Genomic DNA, 17,153 nt, shown 5'->3' on the forward strand with positions numbered 1-17,153 from the left:
ATGGCTACCGTTAAAGTTACGCTGATCAAAAGCATGACCGGCCGCATCCCTAACCACAAACTGTGCGTTAAGGGTCTGGGTCTGCGTCGCATCGGTCACACTGTAGAAGTCCAGGATACTCCCGAGAATCGCGGGATGATCAACAAGGCTTACTACATGCTGCGTGTCGAGGGTTAATCGATGAAACTCAATGATCTGAGTCCAGCGCCGGGCTCCCGTCGCGAAAAGCATCGTCCGGGCCGTGGTATCGGTAGCGGTTTGGGTAAGACTGGTGGCCGTGGCCACAAAGGTCAAACCTCTCGCTCCGGTGGCACCATTGCTCCAGGCTTTGAAGGCGGTCAACAGCCGCTGCATCGTCGCCTGCCAAAATTCGGTTTCGTTTCCCTGAAGGCCATGGACCGCGCAGAAGTGCGTCTGTCCGAGCTGGCTAAAGTGGAAGGCGACATCGTCACCGTGCAGTCCCTGAAAGATGCCAACGTGATCAACGTCAACGTTCAGCGTGTGAAAATCATGCTGTCCGGCGAAGTTACTCGCGCTGTCACCATCGGAAAGGGAATCGGCGCCACCAAAGGTGCGCGTGCGGCTATCGAAGCAGCTGGCGGCAAGTTCGAGGAATAAATGGCTAAGCAAGGTGCTCTCTCTGCGCTCGGCAAAGGCGGTATGTCTGAACTCTGGGCTCGTCTGCGTTTTCTGTTCCTGGCGATTATCGTCTACCGAATAGGCGCACACATCCCGGTTCCAGGTATCAACCCGGACCGACTCGCGGACCTGTTTCGACAGAATGAGGGGACCATTCTTAGCTTGTTCAACATGTTTTCCGGCGGCGCGCTGGAGCGGATGAGCATCTTTGCACTGGGGATCATGCCGTACATTTCGGCATCGATCATCATGCAACTGATGACCGCTGTCAGCCCGCAGCTGGAGCAGTTGAAGAAGGAAGGTGAAGCTGGCCGTCGCAAGATCAGCCAGTACACCCGCTACGGCACTGTCGTCCTCGCTCTCGTTCAGGCAATTGGCATGTCCATTGGTCTGGCAGGGCAGGGCGTTGCGTTCACTGGTGACTTTGGCTTCCATTTCGTCGCGGTATCCACTTTTGTGGCTGGTGCGATGTTCATGATGTGGCTGGGTGAGCAGATTACTGAGCGTGGTGTTGGCAACGGTATCTCGATGTTGATTTTTTCGGGTATCGTCGCCGGTCTTCCGAGAGCGATCGGGCAGTCTTTCGAGTCTGCGCGTCAGGGTGATATCAACATCTTCGCCCTGGTTGCCATCGGTTTGCTGGCAGTAGCGATTATCGGTTTCGTGGTGTTCATTGAGCGTGGTCAGCGTCGTATTGCTGTTCACTACGCCAAGCGTCAGCAGGGCCGCAAGGTCTTTGCTGCGCAGACCAGCCACTTGCCGCTGAAAGTGAACATGGCCGGTGTTATTCCGGCTATTTTCGCGAGCAGCATTTTGCTGTTCCCGGCTTCGTTGGGTGCCTGGTTCGGCCAGTCTGAAGGTATGGGCTGGTTGCAGGACATCTCGCAGTCGATCGCTCCTGGTCAGCCGTTGAATATTCTGCTGTTTAGTGCAGGGATTATTTTCTTCTGCTTCTTCTATACGGCGTTGATGTTCAATCCGAAAGACGTAGCGGAAAACCTGAAGAAGTCCGGTGCCTTTATTCCGGGCATCCGTCCAGGTGAGCAGTCTGCGCGCTACATTGATGGCGTTCTGACTCGCTTGACCATGTTCGGTGCTCTTTACATGACGGCCGTATGCTTGTTGCCCCAGTTCCTGGTGGTTGCAGCAAACGTACCGTTCTACCTTGGCGGGACCTCGTTGCTGATCGTGGTCGTGGTTGTGATGGACTTCATGTCCCAAGTACAATCGCACCTCGTTTCGCACCAGTACGAATCCCTGATGAAGAAAGCCAACCTGAAGGGTTACGGCAGCGGCATGTTGCGCTGAGTACCCATAAGGTTCGAGGAGTTGGTGATGAAAGTTCGTGCATCGGTGAAAAAGCTGTGCCGTAACTGCAAGATTATTCGCCGCGAAGGTGTTGTTCGAGTAATTTGCAGCGCGGAACCGCGTCACAAACAGCGCCAAGGCTGAGTGTGATTGTGCTTCAAGCCCGGCAGCTAGTGCGCTGCCGGGTTGATTATTTGTTATTACAGCGATATTATCTCGCGCCCTATTTCTTGGCTTCCGGGGCGTAGGTAGCTGTCAATTGGAGTCCCACTGAATGGCCCGTATTGCAGGCGTTAACATTCCAGATAACAAGCATACTGTTATCTCGCTGACCTACATCTATGGTGTTGGTCGCACTACTGCACAGAAAATTTGTGCAGTGACTGGGGTAAACCCAGCGGCAAAGATCAAAGATCTGAGCGACGAGCAGATTGAACAGCTGCGTGGCGAAGTGGCGAAGTTCACCACTGAAGGTGACCTGCGTCGCGAAATCAACATGAAAATCAAGCGTTTGATGGACCTCGGTTGCTATCGCGGTCTGCGTCATCGTCGTGGTCTTCCAGTACGCGGTCAGCGTACCAAGACTAACGCGCGTACCCGTAAAGGTCCGCGTAAGCCGATCCGCAAGTAATCGCCCCAGCGAATCGACAGGAAATTAATCATGGCAAAACCTGCTGCTCGTCCTCGTAAAAAAGTTAAAAAGACAGTGGTTGATGGCATCGCCCACATCCATGCTTCTTTTAACAACACCATCGTGACCATTACCGACCGTCAAGGTAACGCTCTTTCCTGGGCTACCTCCGGTGGTTCGGGTTTCCGCGGTTCCCGCAAGTCCACCCCGTTCGCTGCTCAAGTAGCTGCTGAGCGTGCTGGTCAAGCTGCGCTGGAATACGGCCTGAAAAACCTCGACGTCAACGTCAAAGGTCCAGGTCCAGGTCGTGAATCCGCAGTCCGCGCTTTGAACGGCTGTGGCTACAAGATCGCCAGCATCACCGACGTGACGCCAATCCCGCACAACGGGTGCCGTCCGCCGAAGAAGCGCCGCGTGTAATCCAGGAGATTGTAAAGAATGGCTCGTTACATTGGTCCAAAATGCAAACTCGCTCGTCGCGAAGGCACCGATCTCTTTCTGAAGAGCGGCGTGCGCGCGATCGAATCGAAGTGCAACATCGAAGCAGCACCTGGTATCCACGGCCAACGCCGCGGTCGCCAGTCCGATTACGGCACCCAACTGCGTGAGAAGCAGAAGGTCCGTCGTATCTACGGCGTTCTCGAGCGTCAATTCAGCGGCTACTACAAAGAAGCTGCTGGCAAGAAAGGCGCAACCGGCGAAAACCTGTTGCAACTGCTCGAATGCCGTCTGGACAACGTTGTATACCGTATGGGTTTTGGCTCTACTCGTGCCGAATCCCGTCAGCTGGTATCGCACAAGTCGATCAGCGTTAACGGTCAGACCGTAAACGTTCCGTCTTACCAGGTTCGTGCTGGTGACGTGGTCGCAGTTCGCGAGAAAGCAAAGAACCAACTTCGCATTGTCCAAGCTCTCGATCTGTGTGCCCAACGTGGCCGCGTAGAATGGGTAGAAGTAGACACTGAGAAGAAGTCGGGCGTTTTCAAGAACGTTCCTGCTCGCAGTGATCTGTCCGCCGACATCAACGAAAGCCTGATTGTCGAGCTCTACTCCAAGTAAGGGCTAGAAAATAGGTGCATCCATGCAGATTTCGGTAAATGAGTTCCTGACACCCCGCCATATTGATGTGCAGGTTGTCAGTCCAACCCGCGCCAAGATCACACTCGAGCCTCTCGAGCGTGGTTTCGGCCACACCCTGGGCAACGCGCTGCGCCGCATCCTGTTGTCCTCAATGCCCGGCTGTGCAGTAGTCGAGGCCGAGATTGACGGTGTGCTCCATGAGTACAGCGCCATCGAAGGTGTACAGGAAGACGTAATTGAAATCCTGTTGAACCTTAAAGGTCTGGCTATCAAGCTGCACGGTCGAGACGAAGTTACGCTGACCTTGTCGAAGAAGGGTTCGGGGGTGGTTACCGCTGCCGATATTCAGCTGGATCATGATGTCGAGATCGTTAACCCCGATCACGTAATCGCTAACCTGGCGTCTAACGGCGCCCTGAACATGAAGCTCACTGTAGCTCGTGGTCGTGGTTATGAACCGGCAGACTCGCGTCAGAGCGATGAAGATGAAAGCCGCAGCATCGGTCGCTTGCAGCTTGACTCTTCGTTCAGCCCGGTTCGCCGTATCGCATACGTGGTGGAAAACGCCCGTGTCGAACAGCGTACTAACCTGGACAAGCTGGTTATTGATCTGGAAACCAACGGTACCCTGGATCCTGAAGAGGCTATCCGCCGTGCTGCAACCATCCTGCAACAGCAGTTGGCTGCGTTCGTCGACCTCAAAGGTGACAGTGAGCCAGTGGTTGTCGAGCAGGAAGACGAGATCGATCCGATCCTGCTTCGCCCGGTTGACGATCTGGAACTGACTGTACGTTCGGCTAACTGCCTTAAGGCGGAAAACATCTACTACATCGGCGACCTGATTCAGCGTACCGAAGTAGAGCTGTTGAAGACTCCGAACCTTGGCAAGAAATCCTTGACTGAAATCAAGGACGTTCTGGCCTCCCGCGGTCTGTCCCTCGGCATGCGCCTCGACAACTGGCCGCCTGCAAGTCTTAAGAAGGACGACAAGGCGACTGCCTGATCGTCGTAATCACCGAACGTTGTGTTTGGTAAGGAATGAACCATGCGTCATCGTAAAAGTGGTCGTCACCTGAGCCGCACCAGCTCGCACCGCAAGGCCATGTTTCAAAACATGGCGGTGTCGCTGTTCGAGCACGAGCTGATCAAAACTACACTGCCAAAAGCCAAAGAACTGCGTCGCGTTGCTGAGCCGCTGATCACTTTGGCCAAGACAGACAGCGTAGCTAACCGCCGTCTGGCTTTCGACCGTACTCGTTCGAAAGCTATCGTTGGTAAGCTCTTCAACGACCTGGGCAAGCGTTACGCTACCCGTGAGGGTGGCTACCTGCGCATCCTCAAGTGCGGTTTCCGCGCTGGCGACAACGCGCCTATGGCGTATGTCGAGTTGGTTGATCGTGCTGTCGGCGGTGAAGCTGTATCCGCTGAGTAAGACGTCAGTCTGAAACAAGGAACCGGGCCTAGTGCCCGGTTTTTTGTGTCCGTAATAAATGCGCGGTTTGTACAAGCTTCGATCCTGTTTATGTCTGCACTATATGCGGGGGAACTATCATTAGTAATTTTCTATCGATGCCTGCAGGTTAATGAATTTGTAGCAGTCACCTTGATGGTCAATACTCCCTCCCAGCCGATTAGCCGGCAGTTCCAAGACTGACAGAGGAATAGATCGCATGAGCCAGAATAAAACGCTTACGACCGCCAGTGGCGCTCCTGTCGCTGATAACCAGAATTCCCGCTCCGCCGGCCCTCGAGGCCCATTGCTGCTCGACGATTTCCATCTGATCGAGAAGCTCGCCCACTTCAATCGTGAAAACATCCCGGAGCGTCGTGTACACGCTAAAGGCTCGGGTGCCTACGGTACGTTCACCGTGACTCGCGACATCACGCAGTACACCAGTGCCAAGCTGTTTGAGTCCGTGGGCAAACAAACCCCGACCTTTCTGCGATTCTCCACCGTGGGCGGCGAACGCGGTTCGGCTGACACCGAGCGTGATCCACGTGGTTTTGCACTGAAGTTCTACACAGAAGAAGGCAACTGGGACATCGTTGGCAACAACACACCAGTGTTCTTCATTCGTGACCCACTGAAATTCCCCGACTTTATCCACACCCAAAAGCGCTTGCCGCAAAGCAACCTGAAAAGCGCGCAGGCGATGTGGGATTTCTGGTCGCATTCGCCTGAGGCGTTGCATCAGGTCACTATCCTGTTCTCGGATCGCGGCATCCCGGACGGCTATCGTCACATGCACGGCTTCGGTAGCCACACCTACAGCCTGATCAATGCCAATGGCGAGCGTCACTGGGTGAAGTGGCACTACAAGACCAGGCAAGGGGTCAAGAACCTCGCTCCTGCAGAAGCTGCACGCCTGGCCGGTACTGATCCGGATTACGCACAACGTGACCTGTTCGGTGCCATTGAGCGCGGTGACTTCCCGAAATGGAGCGTCAACATCCAGATCATGACTGAGGCTCAAGCCGCGGCTCACTACGAGAACCCGTTTGACGTGACTAAAACCTGGTCGCAGAAAGAGTTCCCGCTGATCGAAGTGGGTGAGCTGGAGCTCAACCGTAATCCGCTGAACTACTTTGCTGAAGTCGAGCAGGCGGCGTTCGGTCCAAGCAACATGGTGCCGGGTGTTGGTTTGTCGCCTGATCGCATGCTGCAAGGTCGTGTGTTCGCCTACGCCGATGCTCACCGCTACCGCGTGGGGACCAACCACCAGCAACTGCCGGTGAATGCGCCTCGCAGCCCGGTTAATACTTATCAGCGCGATGGTTCGATGGCGTTTGGCAGCAATGGTGGTGCAGCCCCGAACTACGAGCCGAACAGCTACGTAGAATCACCGAAACAGGCACCGCGCTACGCGGAACCCGCTTTGGCCTTGAGTGGCGCGGCTGATCGTTACGATCATCGCGAAGATACCGACTACTACAGCCACGCTGGTGCGCTGTTCCGTCTGATGAGCGATGAGCAGAAAACTCTGCTGATCAACAACATTGCCGGCGCAATGGCTGGTGTTTCCAGCGATGTGGTTGATCGCCAATTGCAGCATTTCTTCAAGGCCGACCCGGCGTATGGAGAAGGAATCGCAAAGGCACTCAACGTACAGCTTAACTAAGTCTAAACGATAAGCAGAACCGCCCTCATTTGGGCGGTTTTTGCGTTATTTAAACCGCTTTTCTCAGAATATCTTCGCTTTTATTGCGTCAGGCGAGTGACCTTCCGGTCGGGTTGGTTCAAACTACAGACTTTCAAGCAGGGAGATGTAGGGCGATGCAAGGTCACCCAGACGTAATCGATTACCTCAACACGTTGCTGACAGGTGAACTGGCAGCCCGTGATCAATATTTCGTCCATTCGCGGATGTATGAGGACTGGGGTTTCACCAAGCTCTACGAACGTATCAACCACGAGATGGAAGAAGAAGCCGGGCACGCTGATGCCCTGATGCGTCGAATTCTGATGCTCGAAGGCACGCCTCGCATGCGTCCGGACGACCTTGATGTTGGCACCACTGTGCCGGACATGCTCGCCGCTGACCTGCGCCTGGAATACAAAGTCCGCGCCGCGCTCTGCAAGGGCATCGAACTCTGCGAGCAGCACAAGGACTATGTCAGCCGCGAGATGCTGCGGGTTCAATTGCATGACACCGAAGAAGACCACACCTACTGGCTTGAAAAGCAGATGGGTCTGATCAAGTTGATCGGTCTCGAGAACTACCTGCAATCCCACGCCTGATTGCACCGATACAAAAAGCCCCTGTCACTGAGCAAGTGACAGGGGCTTTTTTTTAGAGCCGGATTCAGGCCCGATCACGCTCCAGCAGCGGCTTGAGGTAGTAGCCGGTGTGAGACTGCTTCATCTCGGACACTTCCTCCGGCGTACCGACGGCAATGATCTGGCCGCCCTTGGAGCCACCTTCCGGCCCCAGGTCCACCAACCAGTCAGCGGTCTTGATCACGTCCAGGTTGTGCTCGATCACTACCACGGTATTGCCGTGGTCGCGCAGACGATGCAGTACATCGAGCAGTTGCTGGATATCGGCGAAGTGCAGGCCGGTGGTAGGTTCGTCGAGGATATACAGGGTCTTGCCGGTATCGCGCTTGGACAGCTCGCGGGACAGTTTCACCCGCTGGGCTTCACCGCCCGACAGCGTCGTCGCCGATTGCCCCAGCTTGATGTAGGAAAGGCCTACGTCCATCAACGTCTGAAGCTTGCGCGCCAAGGCTGGAACCGCGTCGAAGAACACTCGGGCTTCCTCGATGGTCATCTCAAGGGTTTCGTGGATGCTTTTGCCCTTGTACTTGATCTCCAGCGTTTCGCGGTTGTAGCGCTTGCTCTTGCAGACGTCACACGGGACATAGATGTCCGGCAGGAAGTGCATTTCCACCTTGATCAGGCCATCGCCCTGACAGGCTTCGCAGCGTCCGCCTTTCACGTTGAAGGAGAAGCGCCCCGGGCCGTAACCGCGGGATCGAGATTCCGGTACCCCGGCGAATAGCTCGCGAATCGGCGTGAACAGCCCGGTGTAAGTCGCCGGGTTGGAGCGAGGCGTGCGACCGATCGGGCTTTGATCGATGTCGACGACCTTGTCCAGATGCTCAAGGCCTTTGATGCTGTCGTGAGCCGCAGCTTCCAGGGTCGTAGCACCATTGAGTGCGGTAGCGCTCAAGGGGAACAGCGTGTTGTTGATCAGCGTCGACTTGCCCGAGCCGGACACACCCGTCACGCAGGTCAACAGGCCGATCGGGATCTCCAGATCGACATTGCGCAGGTTGTTGCCACGGGCGCCTTTAAGGGACAGCGACAACTTCTTGTTACGCGGCGTGCGTTTGGCTGGCACTGCGATCTTAACTCGACCCGACAAATACTTGCCGGTCAGCGAATCAGGGTGAGCCATGACCTCGGCCGGCGTACCTTCGGCGACGATATGCCCACCGTGCACACCCGCACCCGGGCCGATATCCACCACATAGTCGGCCAGACGAATCGCGTCTTCGTCGTGCTCGACCACGATCACTGTGTTACCGATGTCCCGCAGGTGCTTGAGGGTGCCCAGCAACCGGTCGTTGTCCCGCTGGTGCAGGCCAATTGACGGTTCATCGAGGATGTACAGAACCCCCACCAGGCCGGCGCCAATCTGACTGGCCAGGCGAATACGCTGGGCCTCGCCGCCGGACAGCGTGTCGGCACTGCGATCCAGTGACAGATAGTCCAGGCCAACGTTGACCAGGAACTGCAGGCGCTCGCGGATTTCCTTGAGAATCTTGTCGGCAATTTCGCCACGACGGCCGGTCAGTTTCAGCACGCCGAAGTATTCGCAGGCATCGCCGATCGGCAGATTGGTCACCGCCGGCAACGTCTTCTCGCCAACCCACACGTGCCGCGCCTCGCGACGCAGACGGGTGCCACGGCAATCCGGGCAGGGCTGGGTGCTGAGGAATTTGGCCAGTTCTTCGCGAACCGAAGCGGATTCGGTTTCGCGGTAGCGGCGTTCCAGGTTCGGCACGATGCCTTCGAACGGGTGCGAGCGTTTGACGATATCGCCACGGTCGTTCAGGTACTTGAAGTCGACATTCTGCGAGCCGCTGCCGTGCAGGATGAATTTCTGCTGGTCGGCAGGCAACTCGTTGAACGGCACTTCGAGGCTGAACTTGTAGTGGGCGGCCAGCGAGCCAAGCATCTGGAAGTAATAGACGTTGCGCCGGTCCCAGCCGCGGATCGCGCCTTCGGCCAGGGTCAATTCACTGTTCACCAAACGTTTGGTGTCGAAGAACTGTTTAACCCCCAGGCCATCGCAGGTCGGGCAGGCACCGGCCGGGTTGTTGAAGGAAAACAGCTTGGGTTCCAGCTCGCTGATGGCGTGGCCGCAGATCGGGCAGGCAAAGCGCGCGGAGAAGATGATTTCTTCGCCGGGTTCGTCGTCCATTGGCGCTACCAGCGCAATACCGTCCGCCAGTTTCAGCGCGGTTTCGAACGATTCGGCCAGGCGTTGTTGCAGATCGGCGCGGACCTTGAAGCGGTCGACCACGACATCGATCGAGTGCTTCTTCTGTTTATCCAGCTTCGGCAACTCGTCCAGCTCACAGAGCCTGCCGTTGACCCGGGCCCGCACAAAACCCTGGGCCCGCAGTTCTTCGAAGACCGAGAGGTGTTCGCCCTTACGCTCGCGGATCACCGGGGCCAGCAGCATCAGTTTGCTGCCCTCCGGTTGTGCCAGCACCAGGTCGACCATCTGGCTGACGGTCTGGGCTTCCAGCGGAATATCGTGGTCCGGGCAGCGCGGAATGCCGACGCGAGCGTAGAGCAGGCGCAGGTAGTCGTAGATTTCGGTGATGGTGCCCACCGTCGAGCGCGGGTTGTGCGAGGTCGACTTCTGTTCGATGGAGATCGCTGGCGACAGACCTTCGATGGTGTCGACGTCAGGTTTTTCCATCATCGACAGGAACTGCCGGGCGTAGGCCGACAGCGATTCGACATAACGGCGCTGGCCTTCGGCGTACAGCGTGTCGAAGGCCAGGGACGACTTGCCGGATCCGGACAAGCCGGTGATAACGATCAGTTTGTCCCGTGGCAGGGTCAGGTCGATGTTCTTCAGGTTGTGGGTTCGGGCCCCACGAATCAGGATCTTGTCCAAAGTGGCCTCGCTCGGCGGGCGTCGAAAACGTAGGAGTATACGGCCAAATACTGGATGGATGCACACTATCGAATGAGGGCGTCGCAGCCTTACATGAAAGCTGCGCGTCAAAGCGTCGCGATGTACCCCGTCAATCGATGGGACTGGTAGAATCGCCGCCGGTTCACATGAGGTTTTTCCATGCACGATCCCCACAGCGAACGCATGAGTGGCAGTGAGACCCGCGCGGCAAGCGGTCTGGCCCTGGTGTTCGCATTCCGTATGCTTGGCATGTTCATGGTGTTGCCGGTGCTGGCGACCTATGGGATGGACCTGGCAGGCGCGACCCCGGCCCTCATCGGGTTGGCGATTGGCGCTTACGGCCTGACCCAGGCGATTTTTCAGATTCCTTTTGGCTTCATTTCCGACCGCATCGGTCGACGTCCGGTGATTTACCTGGGGCTGATTGTCTTCGCCCTGGGTAGCGTGCTGGCGGCCAATGCCGATTCGATCTGGGGCGTTATCGCCGGACGTATCCTGCAAGGCGCCGGGGCGATTTCCGCGGCGGTCATGGCGTTGCTGTCGGACTTGACCCGAGAACAGCATCGGACCAAAGCCATGGCCATGATCGGCATGACCATCGGTCTGTCGTTCGCTGTCGCCATGGTGGTAGGGCCATTGCTGACCCGTGCCTTCGGCCTCTCGGGGCTGTTCTTCGCCACCGGCGGCATGGCGCTGCTCGGTATCGTCATCGTGATGTTCATGGTGCCGCGCGCCACGGGGCCATTGCAGCACCGCGAGTCCGGTGTCGCGCGTCAGGCGCTGATACCGACGCTCAAGCACCCGGACCTGCTGCGCCTGGACCTGGGCATTTTTGTGTTGCACGCGATGTTGATGTCGAGCTTCGTGGCATTGCCCCTGGCGTTGGTCGAAAAAGCCGGGCTGCCCAAGGAGCAGCACTGGTGGGTATACCTGACCGCACTGCTGATTTCCTTCTTCGCCATGATCCCGTTCATTATCTACGGCGAGAAAAGACGCAAAATGAAACGAGTTTTGCTCGGTGCCGTCCTGACGCTGATGCTCACTGAGCTATTCTTCTGGCAGTTTGGTGACAGCTTGCGGGCCCTAGTGATCGGCACGGTGGTGTTTTTCACCGCGTTCAATCTGCTGGAAGCTTCGCTACCGTCGCTGATCAGCAAGGTTTCACCGGCAGGCGGCAAAGGCACGGCGATGGGGGTTTATTCCACCAGTCAGTTCCTCGGTTCGGCATTGGGCGGGATCCTCGGCGGCTGGCTGTTCCAGCACGGCGGTTTGTCGGTTGTATTCCTCGGATGCGCCGGCCTGGCTGCCCTCTGGCTGGCCTTTGCTGTTACCATGCGCGAACCACCTTACGTGACGAGCCTGCGCTTGCCGTTGTCGCCCGAGGCGATCCGCGAAGCGGGTCTGGTCGAGCGCCTGAAGGCCGTCGTAGGGGTAACAGATGCGGTGATCGTTGCTGATGAAGCGGCGATTTACATCAAATTGGACACAGAACTATTGGATCGCACGACCCTTGAGCGCCTGGTGAACAACCCGGCCGAGGCAGCGTGCGTAGCCTAGGAGAACGTTATGGCCCGTGGGGTTAACAAAGTCATATTGGTCGGCACTTGCGGCCAGGATCCCGAAGTTCGCTACTTGCCTAACGGTAACGCCGTGACCAACCTGAGTCTGGCGACCAGCGAACAATGGACCGACAAGCAAACCGGTCAGAAGGTCGAGAAGACCGAATGGCACCGTGTTTCGATGTTCGGCAAGGTTGCCGAGATCGCCGGCGAATACCTGCGCAAAGGTTCGCAGGTATACATCGAAGGCAAGCTGCAGACCCGCGAGTGGGAAAAAGACGGTATCAAGCGTTACACCACTGAAATCGTGGTCGACATGCAAGGCACCATGCAGCTGCTGGGCGGCCGTCCACAGCAGGGTGACCAACAAGGCGGGGGCAATAACTACCAGCAGTCCGCCCCGGCTCCACGCCAGCAGGCTCCGCGTCCGCAGCAGTCGGCACCGCAACAGTCGCGCCCGGCTCCACCGCAGGCCGCTCCTCAGCCAGCTCCGGATTTCGACAGCTTTGATGACGATATTCCGTTCTAAAAAGCAGCTATCCAGTAAGTAACAACATATGAAGCGAAGCCAGTGATCTGGCTTCGCTTTTTTGTGGGCGCTGTTAACTGGATAAAGTAGTCACGCCGGCCCGCGCCATGTGCAGTTTCTTGTAGCTATCGATCAACCGCAGGTGCCTGTCGAGCCCCTCCAGTTTCATGCTGGTCGGCGTCAAGCCATGGAAGCGCACGCTGCCGTCCACCGATCCGATCGCTGCATCCGTCCGCTCGTTGCCAAACATCCGGCGGAAATTGGCCTCGTAGTCTTCCAGTTCCAGGTCTTCGTCCAGCTTCATCTCCAGTACCACATTGACGGCCTGGTAGAACAAGCCACGCTCAACCGTGTTGTCGTTGTACTGCAGGAACATTTCCACCGCCTCTTTCGCCTCTTCAAATTGCTGCAAGGCGAGATAAATCAGCAGCTTCAACTCCAGGATCGTCAGCTGACCCCAAGCCGTATTGTCGTCAAATTCGATGCCGATCAAGGTGGTGATGTCGGTGTAGTCGTCCAGCTCACTTTCCACCAGGCGCTCAACCAGCGCTTGCAGTTCGTCTTCGTCCAGGCGATGCAGGTTCAGGATATCGGTGCGGAAAAACAGCGCTTTGTTGGTGTTATCCCAGATTAGATCGTCCGCGGGATAGATTTCCGAATAGTTCGGCACCAGGATGCGGCACGCCTTCGCGCCGATATGCTCGTAAACCGCCATGTACACTTCCTTGCCCATGCCTTCGAGAATGCCGAACAAGGTCGCGGCTTCCTCAGCGTTCGAGTTTTCACCCTGGCCGGAGAAGTCCCATTCCACGAATTCGTAATCCGATTTGGCACTGAAGAAGCGCCACGACACCACGCCGCTGGAGTCGATAAAGTGCTCGACGAAGTTATTCGGCTCGGTCACCGCATGCCCTTCAAACGTCGGCTGGGGCAAGTCGTTGAGGCCTTCGAAGCTGCGGCCCTGCAGCAATTCGGTCAGGCTGCGTTCCAGCGCCACTTCCAGGCTCGGATGCGCGCCGAACGAGGCGAACACACCACCGGTACGCGGGTTCATCAACGTGACGCACATCACCGGGAATTCACCCCCCAGGGACGCATCCTTCACCAACACGGGGAACCCTTGCTCTTCCAGCGCCTGAATACCGGCTAGTATCCCGGGGTACTTCGCCAGCACATCGGCCGGCACATCCGGCAGGGCAAATTCACCTTCGATGATTTCGCGTTTTACCGCGCGCTCGAAAATCTCCGACAGGCACTGCACCTGGGCTTCGGCCAGCGTGTTACCGGCACTCATGCCGTTGCTCAGGAACAGGTTTTCAATCAGGTTGGACGGGAAATACACCACCTCGCCGTCCGACTGGCGCACGTACGGCAGCGAGCAGATGCCGCGCTCTTCATTGCCCGAGTTGGTATCGATCAGATGGGAGCCACGCAGCTCGCCGTCGCGGTTGTAAATCTTCAGGCAGTACTCGTCGAGAATTTCAGTTGGCAGCTCATCTTTACGGCCAGGCTTGAACCAGCGTTCGTCCGGGTAGTGCACAAACGCTGCGTCGGCGATGTCTTCGCCCCAGAACTGGTCGTTGTAGAAGAAGTTGCAGTTGAGTCGCTCGATAAACTCGCCCAACGCCGATGCCAACGCGCCTTCTTTGGTCGCACCCTTGCCGTTGGTAAAGCACATCGGCGAGTGCGCATCGCGGATATGCAGAGACCACACATTGGGCACGATATTGCGCCACGAGGCGATTTCAATCTTCATGCCCAGGTCCGCCAGAATGGCTGACATATTGGCGATGGTTTGCTCCAGCGGCAGATCCTTGCCCGCGATATAAGTGCTCGCCTCTGAACTGGACGCAGGCATTAGCAACGCCTGGGCATCGGCGTCGAGGTTTTCGACTTCTTCGATCACAAACTCAGGCCCGGCTTGCACCACTTTTTTCACGGTGCAACGGTCGATGGAGCGCAGGATGCCCTGGCGGTCCTTGTCGGAGATGTCCGCCGGCAACTCGACCTGGATTTTGAAAATCTGGTTGTAGCGGTTTTCCGGATCAACAATGTTGTTCTGCGACAGGCGGATGTTCTCGGTGGGAATACTGCGAGTGTCGCAGTACAACTTTACGAAATACGCCGCACACAACGCCGACGAAGCCAGGAAGTAGTCGAACGGACCCGGTGCCGAGCCATCGCCCTTGTAGCGGATAGGTTGATCGGCCACCACCGTGAAGTCGTCGAACTTGGCTTCAAGTCGAAGGTTGTCGAGAAAGTTGACCTTGATTTCCATGGGGGATTACCAGAATAGCGGCTAAACGAATGGCCGCCATTATCCGGCATTTGCGCAGTAAGTCTTGTGGGTGTCTGACGATATGTCGCCACCAGGCCTTTTTAGTGGGCGATGGCGGGGTCAGTCGAGTATCAGATGCGGCAAGAATCGGCTCGAATCCTTGGTAATCAAACTGTTGTCCTCACGCACGCCGATACCGGCCGCCTGATCCCCGATCACCCAAGAGCCGATCAGCGTGTAGCTGTCGCCAAATTTCGGCAGCGGGGCGAACTCCTGAAGGATAAATGGCGCATCAGTGTAGGGCCCGTCCTCTTTTACGATCAGGCCGTCAGCGGTTTGCAGCTCGATGTTCGCGCCTTCCCGTGAGAAGAACGGCTTGCGCACCCAGCCCTTGGGTACCGCTTTGCCCGGGTCGGCATCCAGGTGCGCCGCGAGCAGGTTCGGGTGACCTTTGTTGAACTCCCACAGCAGCGGCAGGATGCCCTTGTTGGAAATGATTGATTTCCAGGCCGGCTCGAAAAACTGTGTATCGCTTTGTGCAATTGCTGCACCAAAGGGCTCGTGGAAGATGAACTCCCAGGCATGCAGCTTGAACAAATGAGGGATCCAGCGATCTTCGAGGTCGACGAAACGTCCATCGCTGGTGAGGCCAATGTCTTCGATATCGATGTGCCGCGATTCGATGCCGACCTTTTCCGCGACCAGGCGCAGGTAATCGGTGGTGCCTTTATCTTCGACCGAGCCTTTCATCGAGGCGAAATAGAAGGGCTGTTTGAGCTGCAGTTGGGCAAAGGCCTGATGCAGCTTGGTGTCAATACTGTTGAACTGGTCGGCGTGTTTGGGCAGCAAGCCGCGTTCGATGCATTGCTCCAGCCAGCCCCACTGAAACGCCGCGGCCTCATACAGGCTGGTCGGCGTGTCGTAGTTGAGTTCCAGCAGCTTGGCTGGCCCGGTGCCGTTATAGGAGAAGTCCATGCGCCCGTACAGATGCGGGTGGCCTTCGAGCCATGAAGTGCGAACCATGTCGAAGAACGGCGCGGGAATGCTCAGGCGCTCCAGCAACTCCTCGCTCTGCACCACGCGGGCCACCAGGTCCATGCACATCTCATGAATCTCGGTGGTCGGGTCTTCGAGATCGTTCTCGATCTGTTTGAGCGTGAACTGGTAGTACGCGCTCTCGTCCCAATAGGGTTCGTCGTCGATGGTATGGAACAGAAAACCGAGGCTTTCAGCGGTCTGTTTCCAGTCATGACGCTCTGCGCAGAGGATTTTCTTCATGGCCCTGTTTCCTTAACTGCTCGACCCGCCAAAACCCTTGCTCGATCCACCCCAGCCGCTGCGTGCGCTGGCCTGGCTGCCGAAGCCGCCGCGGGAAGTGGAGGCCGCAACAGACACCGGCTTACTGCGGGTGATGGTGTCGGTGTAACTGCTACTGCTGCCGTAGCGCGCCTGATTGGACCTGTTGAAGGTTGCACCTGACGATACCCGCTGGCTGAGTGTCGAGGACGAGTAGCTGCCGCGATCATCGCGATAGCGGTAGACCGGTTCGGAGTAGTAACTGTTGCGGTTGTTACTGAGCATGTTGCCGATCAGCAGCCCCGTCAGCAGGCTACTGCCGGAGAAGCCCGACCCTGCGGCAGTCGCTTCCGATGCGGGCAATTTAGCCTTGGCCGCGTCCACTTCGGACTGCGTCACTTCGCCATCGGCACTCAGCTCGAAACCGCCGAGCTTGGGGATGAACTTGCCGGCGGAATCCTGCTGACACCAGTCGGCGACAAAGTCGGCGTCGCAATCAGCCTGGTTGTCGTACACCGGCGCAATGCTTCGATGCTGGGCCATGGCCTTCATATAGGCGTCAGAACAGATGTCGACCGGGAGCTTTTCATCGGCGCACTGCTGGACGGACTGGAAGTTGTACTTTTTGTGTATCTCGTAGGTTTTTTCCGTCGGCCCGCAGCCTGATATCGCCATGGCGACCGACGCGGCCAGCGAGAGCTGAACGTACTTGCTTCGTTTCATCGGGATCTCCGTGGCGCAATCAGTTCTGGGAAGGGGTCATGCAGGCGGCGTTCAACATGCCGACGCTGATGGCCACTGCCGCGATATAAATACCCGCAGCGATTTCGCCTTTTTTGATGCGTTCAGAGGCGCCTTTAAGCACCAGGCTGGTCACCAGGAACGCCAGCAGTTGTACAAAAGCTGCGATCACCGCCCAGACGACGAAGTCCAGAATGCTGATCGAGTAGGCAATCACATTGCTGGCCGGAATGGCGAAACCGATGATGGCGCCCCCCAGCGCGATCGCGGCCGCGACGTTGCCCGAACGGATCAGTTCGAACTCTCTGTGTGGCGTGATTCGGGTGTAGATGAACTGGAACAGCGCGAACAGCACGGCGGCGCCGAGGATGTACGCAACAAACCCGAGCACAGCGGCTTTGTTCAGGGAGATGGAGAGCGCTTCAAGCATGGA

At 57.2% G+C, this 17,153-nt stretch carries 18 protein-coding genes; 13 read left to right on the forward strand and 5 right to left on the reverse strand.

From position 1 onward, the window contains the following. The 11 genes from rpmD to bfr all read left to right on the forward strand — a co-directional run bounded on the left by rpmD (window position 1) and on the right by bfr (window position 7,397). Window positions 1–177, forward strand: coding sequence for a 50S ribosomal protein L30 (gene rpmD, locus ACZ9BB_RS27180; protein ID WP_003176408.1), 177 nt, complete (start codon window positions 1–3; stop codon window positions 175–177). A 3-nt stretch (window positions 178–180) separates the two neighbouring features. Then, window positions 181–618, forward strand: coding sequence for a 50S ribosomal protein L15 (gene rplO, locus ACZ9BB_RS27185; RefSeq protein ID WP_003228720.1), 438 nt, complete (start codon window positions 181–183; stop codon window positions 616–618). Next, window positions 619–1,947 carry a preprotein translocase subunit SecY gene (gene secY / locus ACZ9BB_RS27190; protein ID WP_003228718.1) on the forward strand — a complete coding sequence of 443 codons (1,329 nt, stop codon included), beginning with the start codon at window positions 619–621 and terminating at the stop codon, window positions 1,945–1,947. It begins immediately after the preceding gene. 27 nt (window positions 1,948–1,974) lie between these two features. Next, complete coding sequence (gene rpmJ / locus ACZ9BB_RS27195) at window positions 1,975–2,091, forward strand: 50S ribosomal protein L36 (RefSeq protein ID WP_002555468.1); 117 nt, start codon at window positions 1,975–1,977, stop codon at window positions 2,089–2,091. Between the two features lie 130 nt (window positions 2,092–2,221). Further along, a complete protein-coding gene (gene rpsM, locus ACZ9BB_RS27200) occupies window positions 2,222–2,578 on the forward strand; it encodes a 30S ribosomal protein S13 (protein ID WP_003186020.1) in 357 nt (118 codons plus the stop codon). 30 nt (window positions 2,579–2,608) lie between these two features. Then, window positions 2,609–2,998 carry a 30S ribosomal protein S11 gene (gene rpsK, locus ACZ9BB_RS27205; protein WP_002555466.1) on the forward strand — a complete coding sequence of 130 codons (390 nt, stop codon included), beginning with the start codon at window positions 2,609–2,611 and terminating at the stop codon, window positions 2,996–2,998. 18 nt (window positions 2,999–3,016) lie between these two features. After that, window positions 3,017–3,637: a 30S ribosomal protein S4 gene (rpsD, locus tag ACZ9BB_RS27210; protein ID WP_003176404.1), complete on the forward strand. Its 621-nt coding sequence runs from the start codon at window positions 3,017–3,019 to the stop codon at window positions 3,635–3,637. A gap of 22 nt (window positions 3,638–3,659) precedes the next feature. Next, the gene (locus ACZ9BB_RS27215; RefSeq protein WP_003186012.1) at window positions 3,660–4,661 is read left to right on the forward strand and encodes a DNA-directed RNA polymerase subunit alpha; all 1,002 of its coding nucleotides are present in this window, start codon (window positions 3,660–3,662) and stop codon (window positions 4,659–4,661) included. A gap of 42 nt (window positions 4,662–4,703) precedes the next feature. Then, window positions 4,704–5,090, forward strand: a complete 387-nt coding sequence (rplQ, locus tag ACZ9BB_RS27220) for a 50S ribosomal protein L17 (protein ID WP_007955635.1) — start codon at window positions 4,704–4,706, stop codon at window positions 5,088–5,090. A gap of 238 nt (window positions 5,091–5,328) precedes the next feature. Then, entirely contained in the window at window positions 5,329–6,777 is a 1,449-nt protein-coding gene (locus ACZ9BB_RS27225; RefSeq protein WP_476217759.1) for a catalase, read from the forward strand. A 155-nt stretch (window positions 6,778–6,932) separates the two neighbouring features. Next, the gene (gene bfr / locus ACZ9BB_RS27230; protein ID WP_007896795.1) at window positions 6,933–7,397 is read left to right on the forward strand and encodes a bacterioferritin; all 465 of its coding nucleotides are present in this window, start codon (window positions 6,933–6,935) and stop codon (window positions 7,395–7,397) included. Between the two features lie 64 nt (window positions 7,398–7,461). On the opposite strand, the gene uvrA is transcribed toward bfr, so the two are convergent. Further along, window positions 7,462–10,296, reverse strand: a complete 2,835-nt coding sequence (gene uvrA, locus ACZ9BB_RS27235; RefSeq protein ID WP_476217761.1) for an excinuclease ABC subunit UvrA — start codon at window positions 10,294–10,296, stop codon at window positions 7,462–7,464. Window positions 10,297–10,476: 180 nt separating this feature from the next. Here uvrA and ACZ9BB_RS27240 point away from each other — a divergent pair, with 180 nt between their 5' ends. Together ACZ9BB_RS27240 and ACZ9BB_RS27245 are read left to right on the forward strand one after the other, a co-directional pair. Then, window positions 10,477–11,874 (forward strand): MFS transporter, encoded by a 1,398-nt coding sequence (locus ACZ9BB_RS27240; protein ID WP_476217763.1) that lies wholly within the window; start codon window positions 10,477–10,479, stop codon window positions 11,872–11,874. A 9-nt stretch (window positions 11,875–11,883) separates the two neighbouring features. Next, the gene (locus tag ACZ9BB_RS27245; RefSeq protein WP_007933689.1) at window positions 11,884–12,405 is read left to right on the forward strand and encodes a single-stranded DNA-binding protein; all 522 of its coding nucleotides are present in this window, start codon (window positions 11,884–11,886) and stop codon (window positions 12,403–12,405) included. Between the two features lie 73 nt (window positions 12,406–12,478). Here the strand turns inward: ACZ9BB_RS27245 and ACZ9BB_RS27250 are convergent, their stop codons facing one another. The 4 genes from ACZ9BB_RS27250 to ACZ9BB_RS27265 form a co-directional block, all read right to left on the reverse strand. After that, window positions 12,479–14,683 (reverse strand): OsmC domain/YcaO domain-containing protein, encoded by a 2,205-nt coding sequence (locus tag ACZ9BB_RS27250; RefSeq protein ID WP_476217765.1) that lies wholly within the window; start codon window positions 14,681–14,683, stop codon window positions 12,479–12,481. A gap of 120 nt (window positions 14,684–14,803) precedes the next feature. After that, entirely contained in the window at window positions 14,804–15,961 is a 1,158-nt protein-coding gene (locus tag ACZ9BB_RS27255) for a glutathionylspermidine synthase family protein (RefSeq protein WP_476217767.1), read from the reverse strand. 12 nt (window positions 15,962–15,973) lie between these two features. Beyond that, entirely contained in the window at window positions 15,974–16,702 is a 729-nt protein-coding gene (locus tag ACZ9BB_RS27260) for a DUF1190 domain-containing protein (protein ID WP_476217768.1), read from the reverse strand. Between the two features lie 19 nt (window positions 16,703–16,721). Further along, window positions 16,722–17,150 carry a DUF350 domain-containing protein gene (locus ACZ9BB_RS27265; RefSeq protein WP_476217770.1) on the reverse strand — a complete coding sequence of 143 codons (429 nt, stop codon included), beginning with the start codon at window positions 17,148–17,150 and terminating at the stop codon, window positions 16,722–16,724. Window positions 17,151–17,153: the final 3 nt, after the last annotated feature.

It is taken from the genome of Pseudomonas sp. TE3552, from assembly GCF_056278945.1.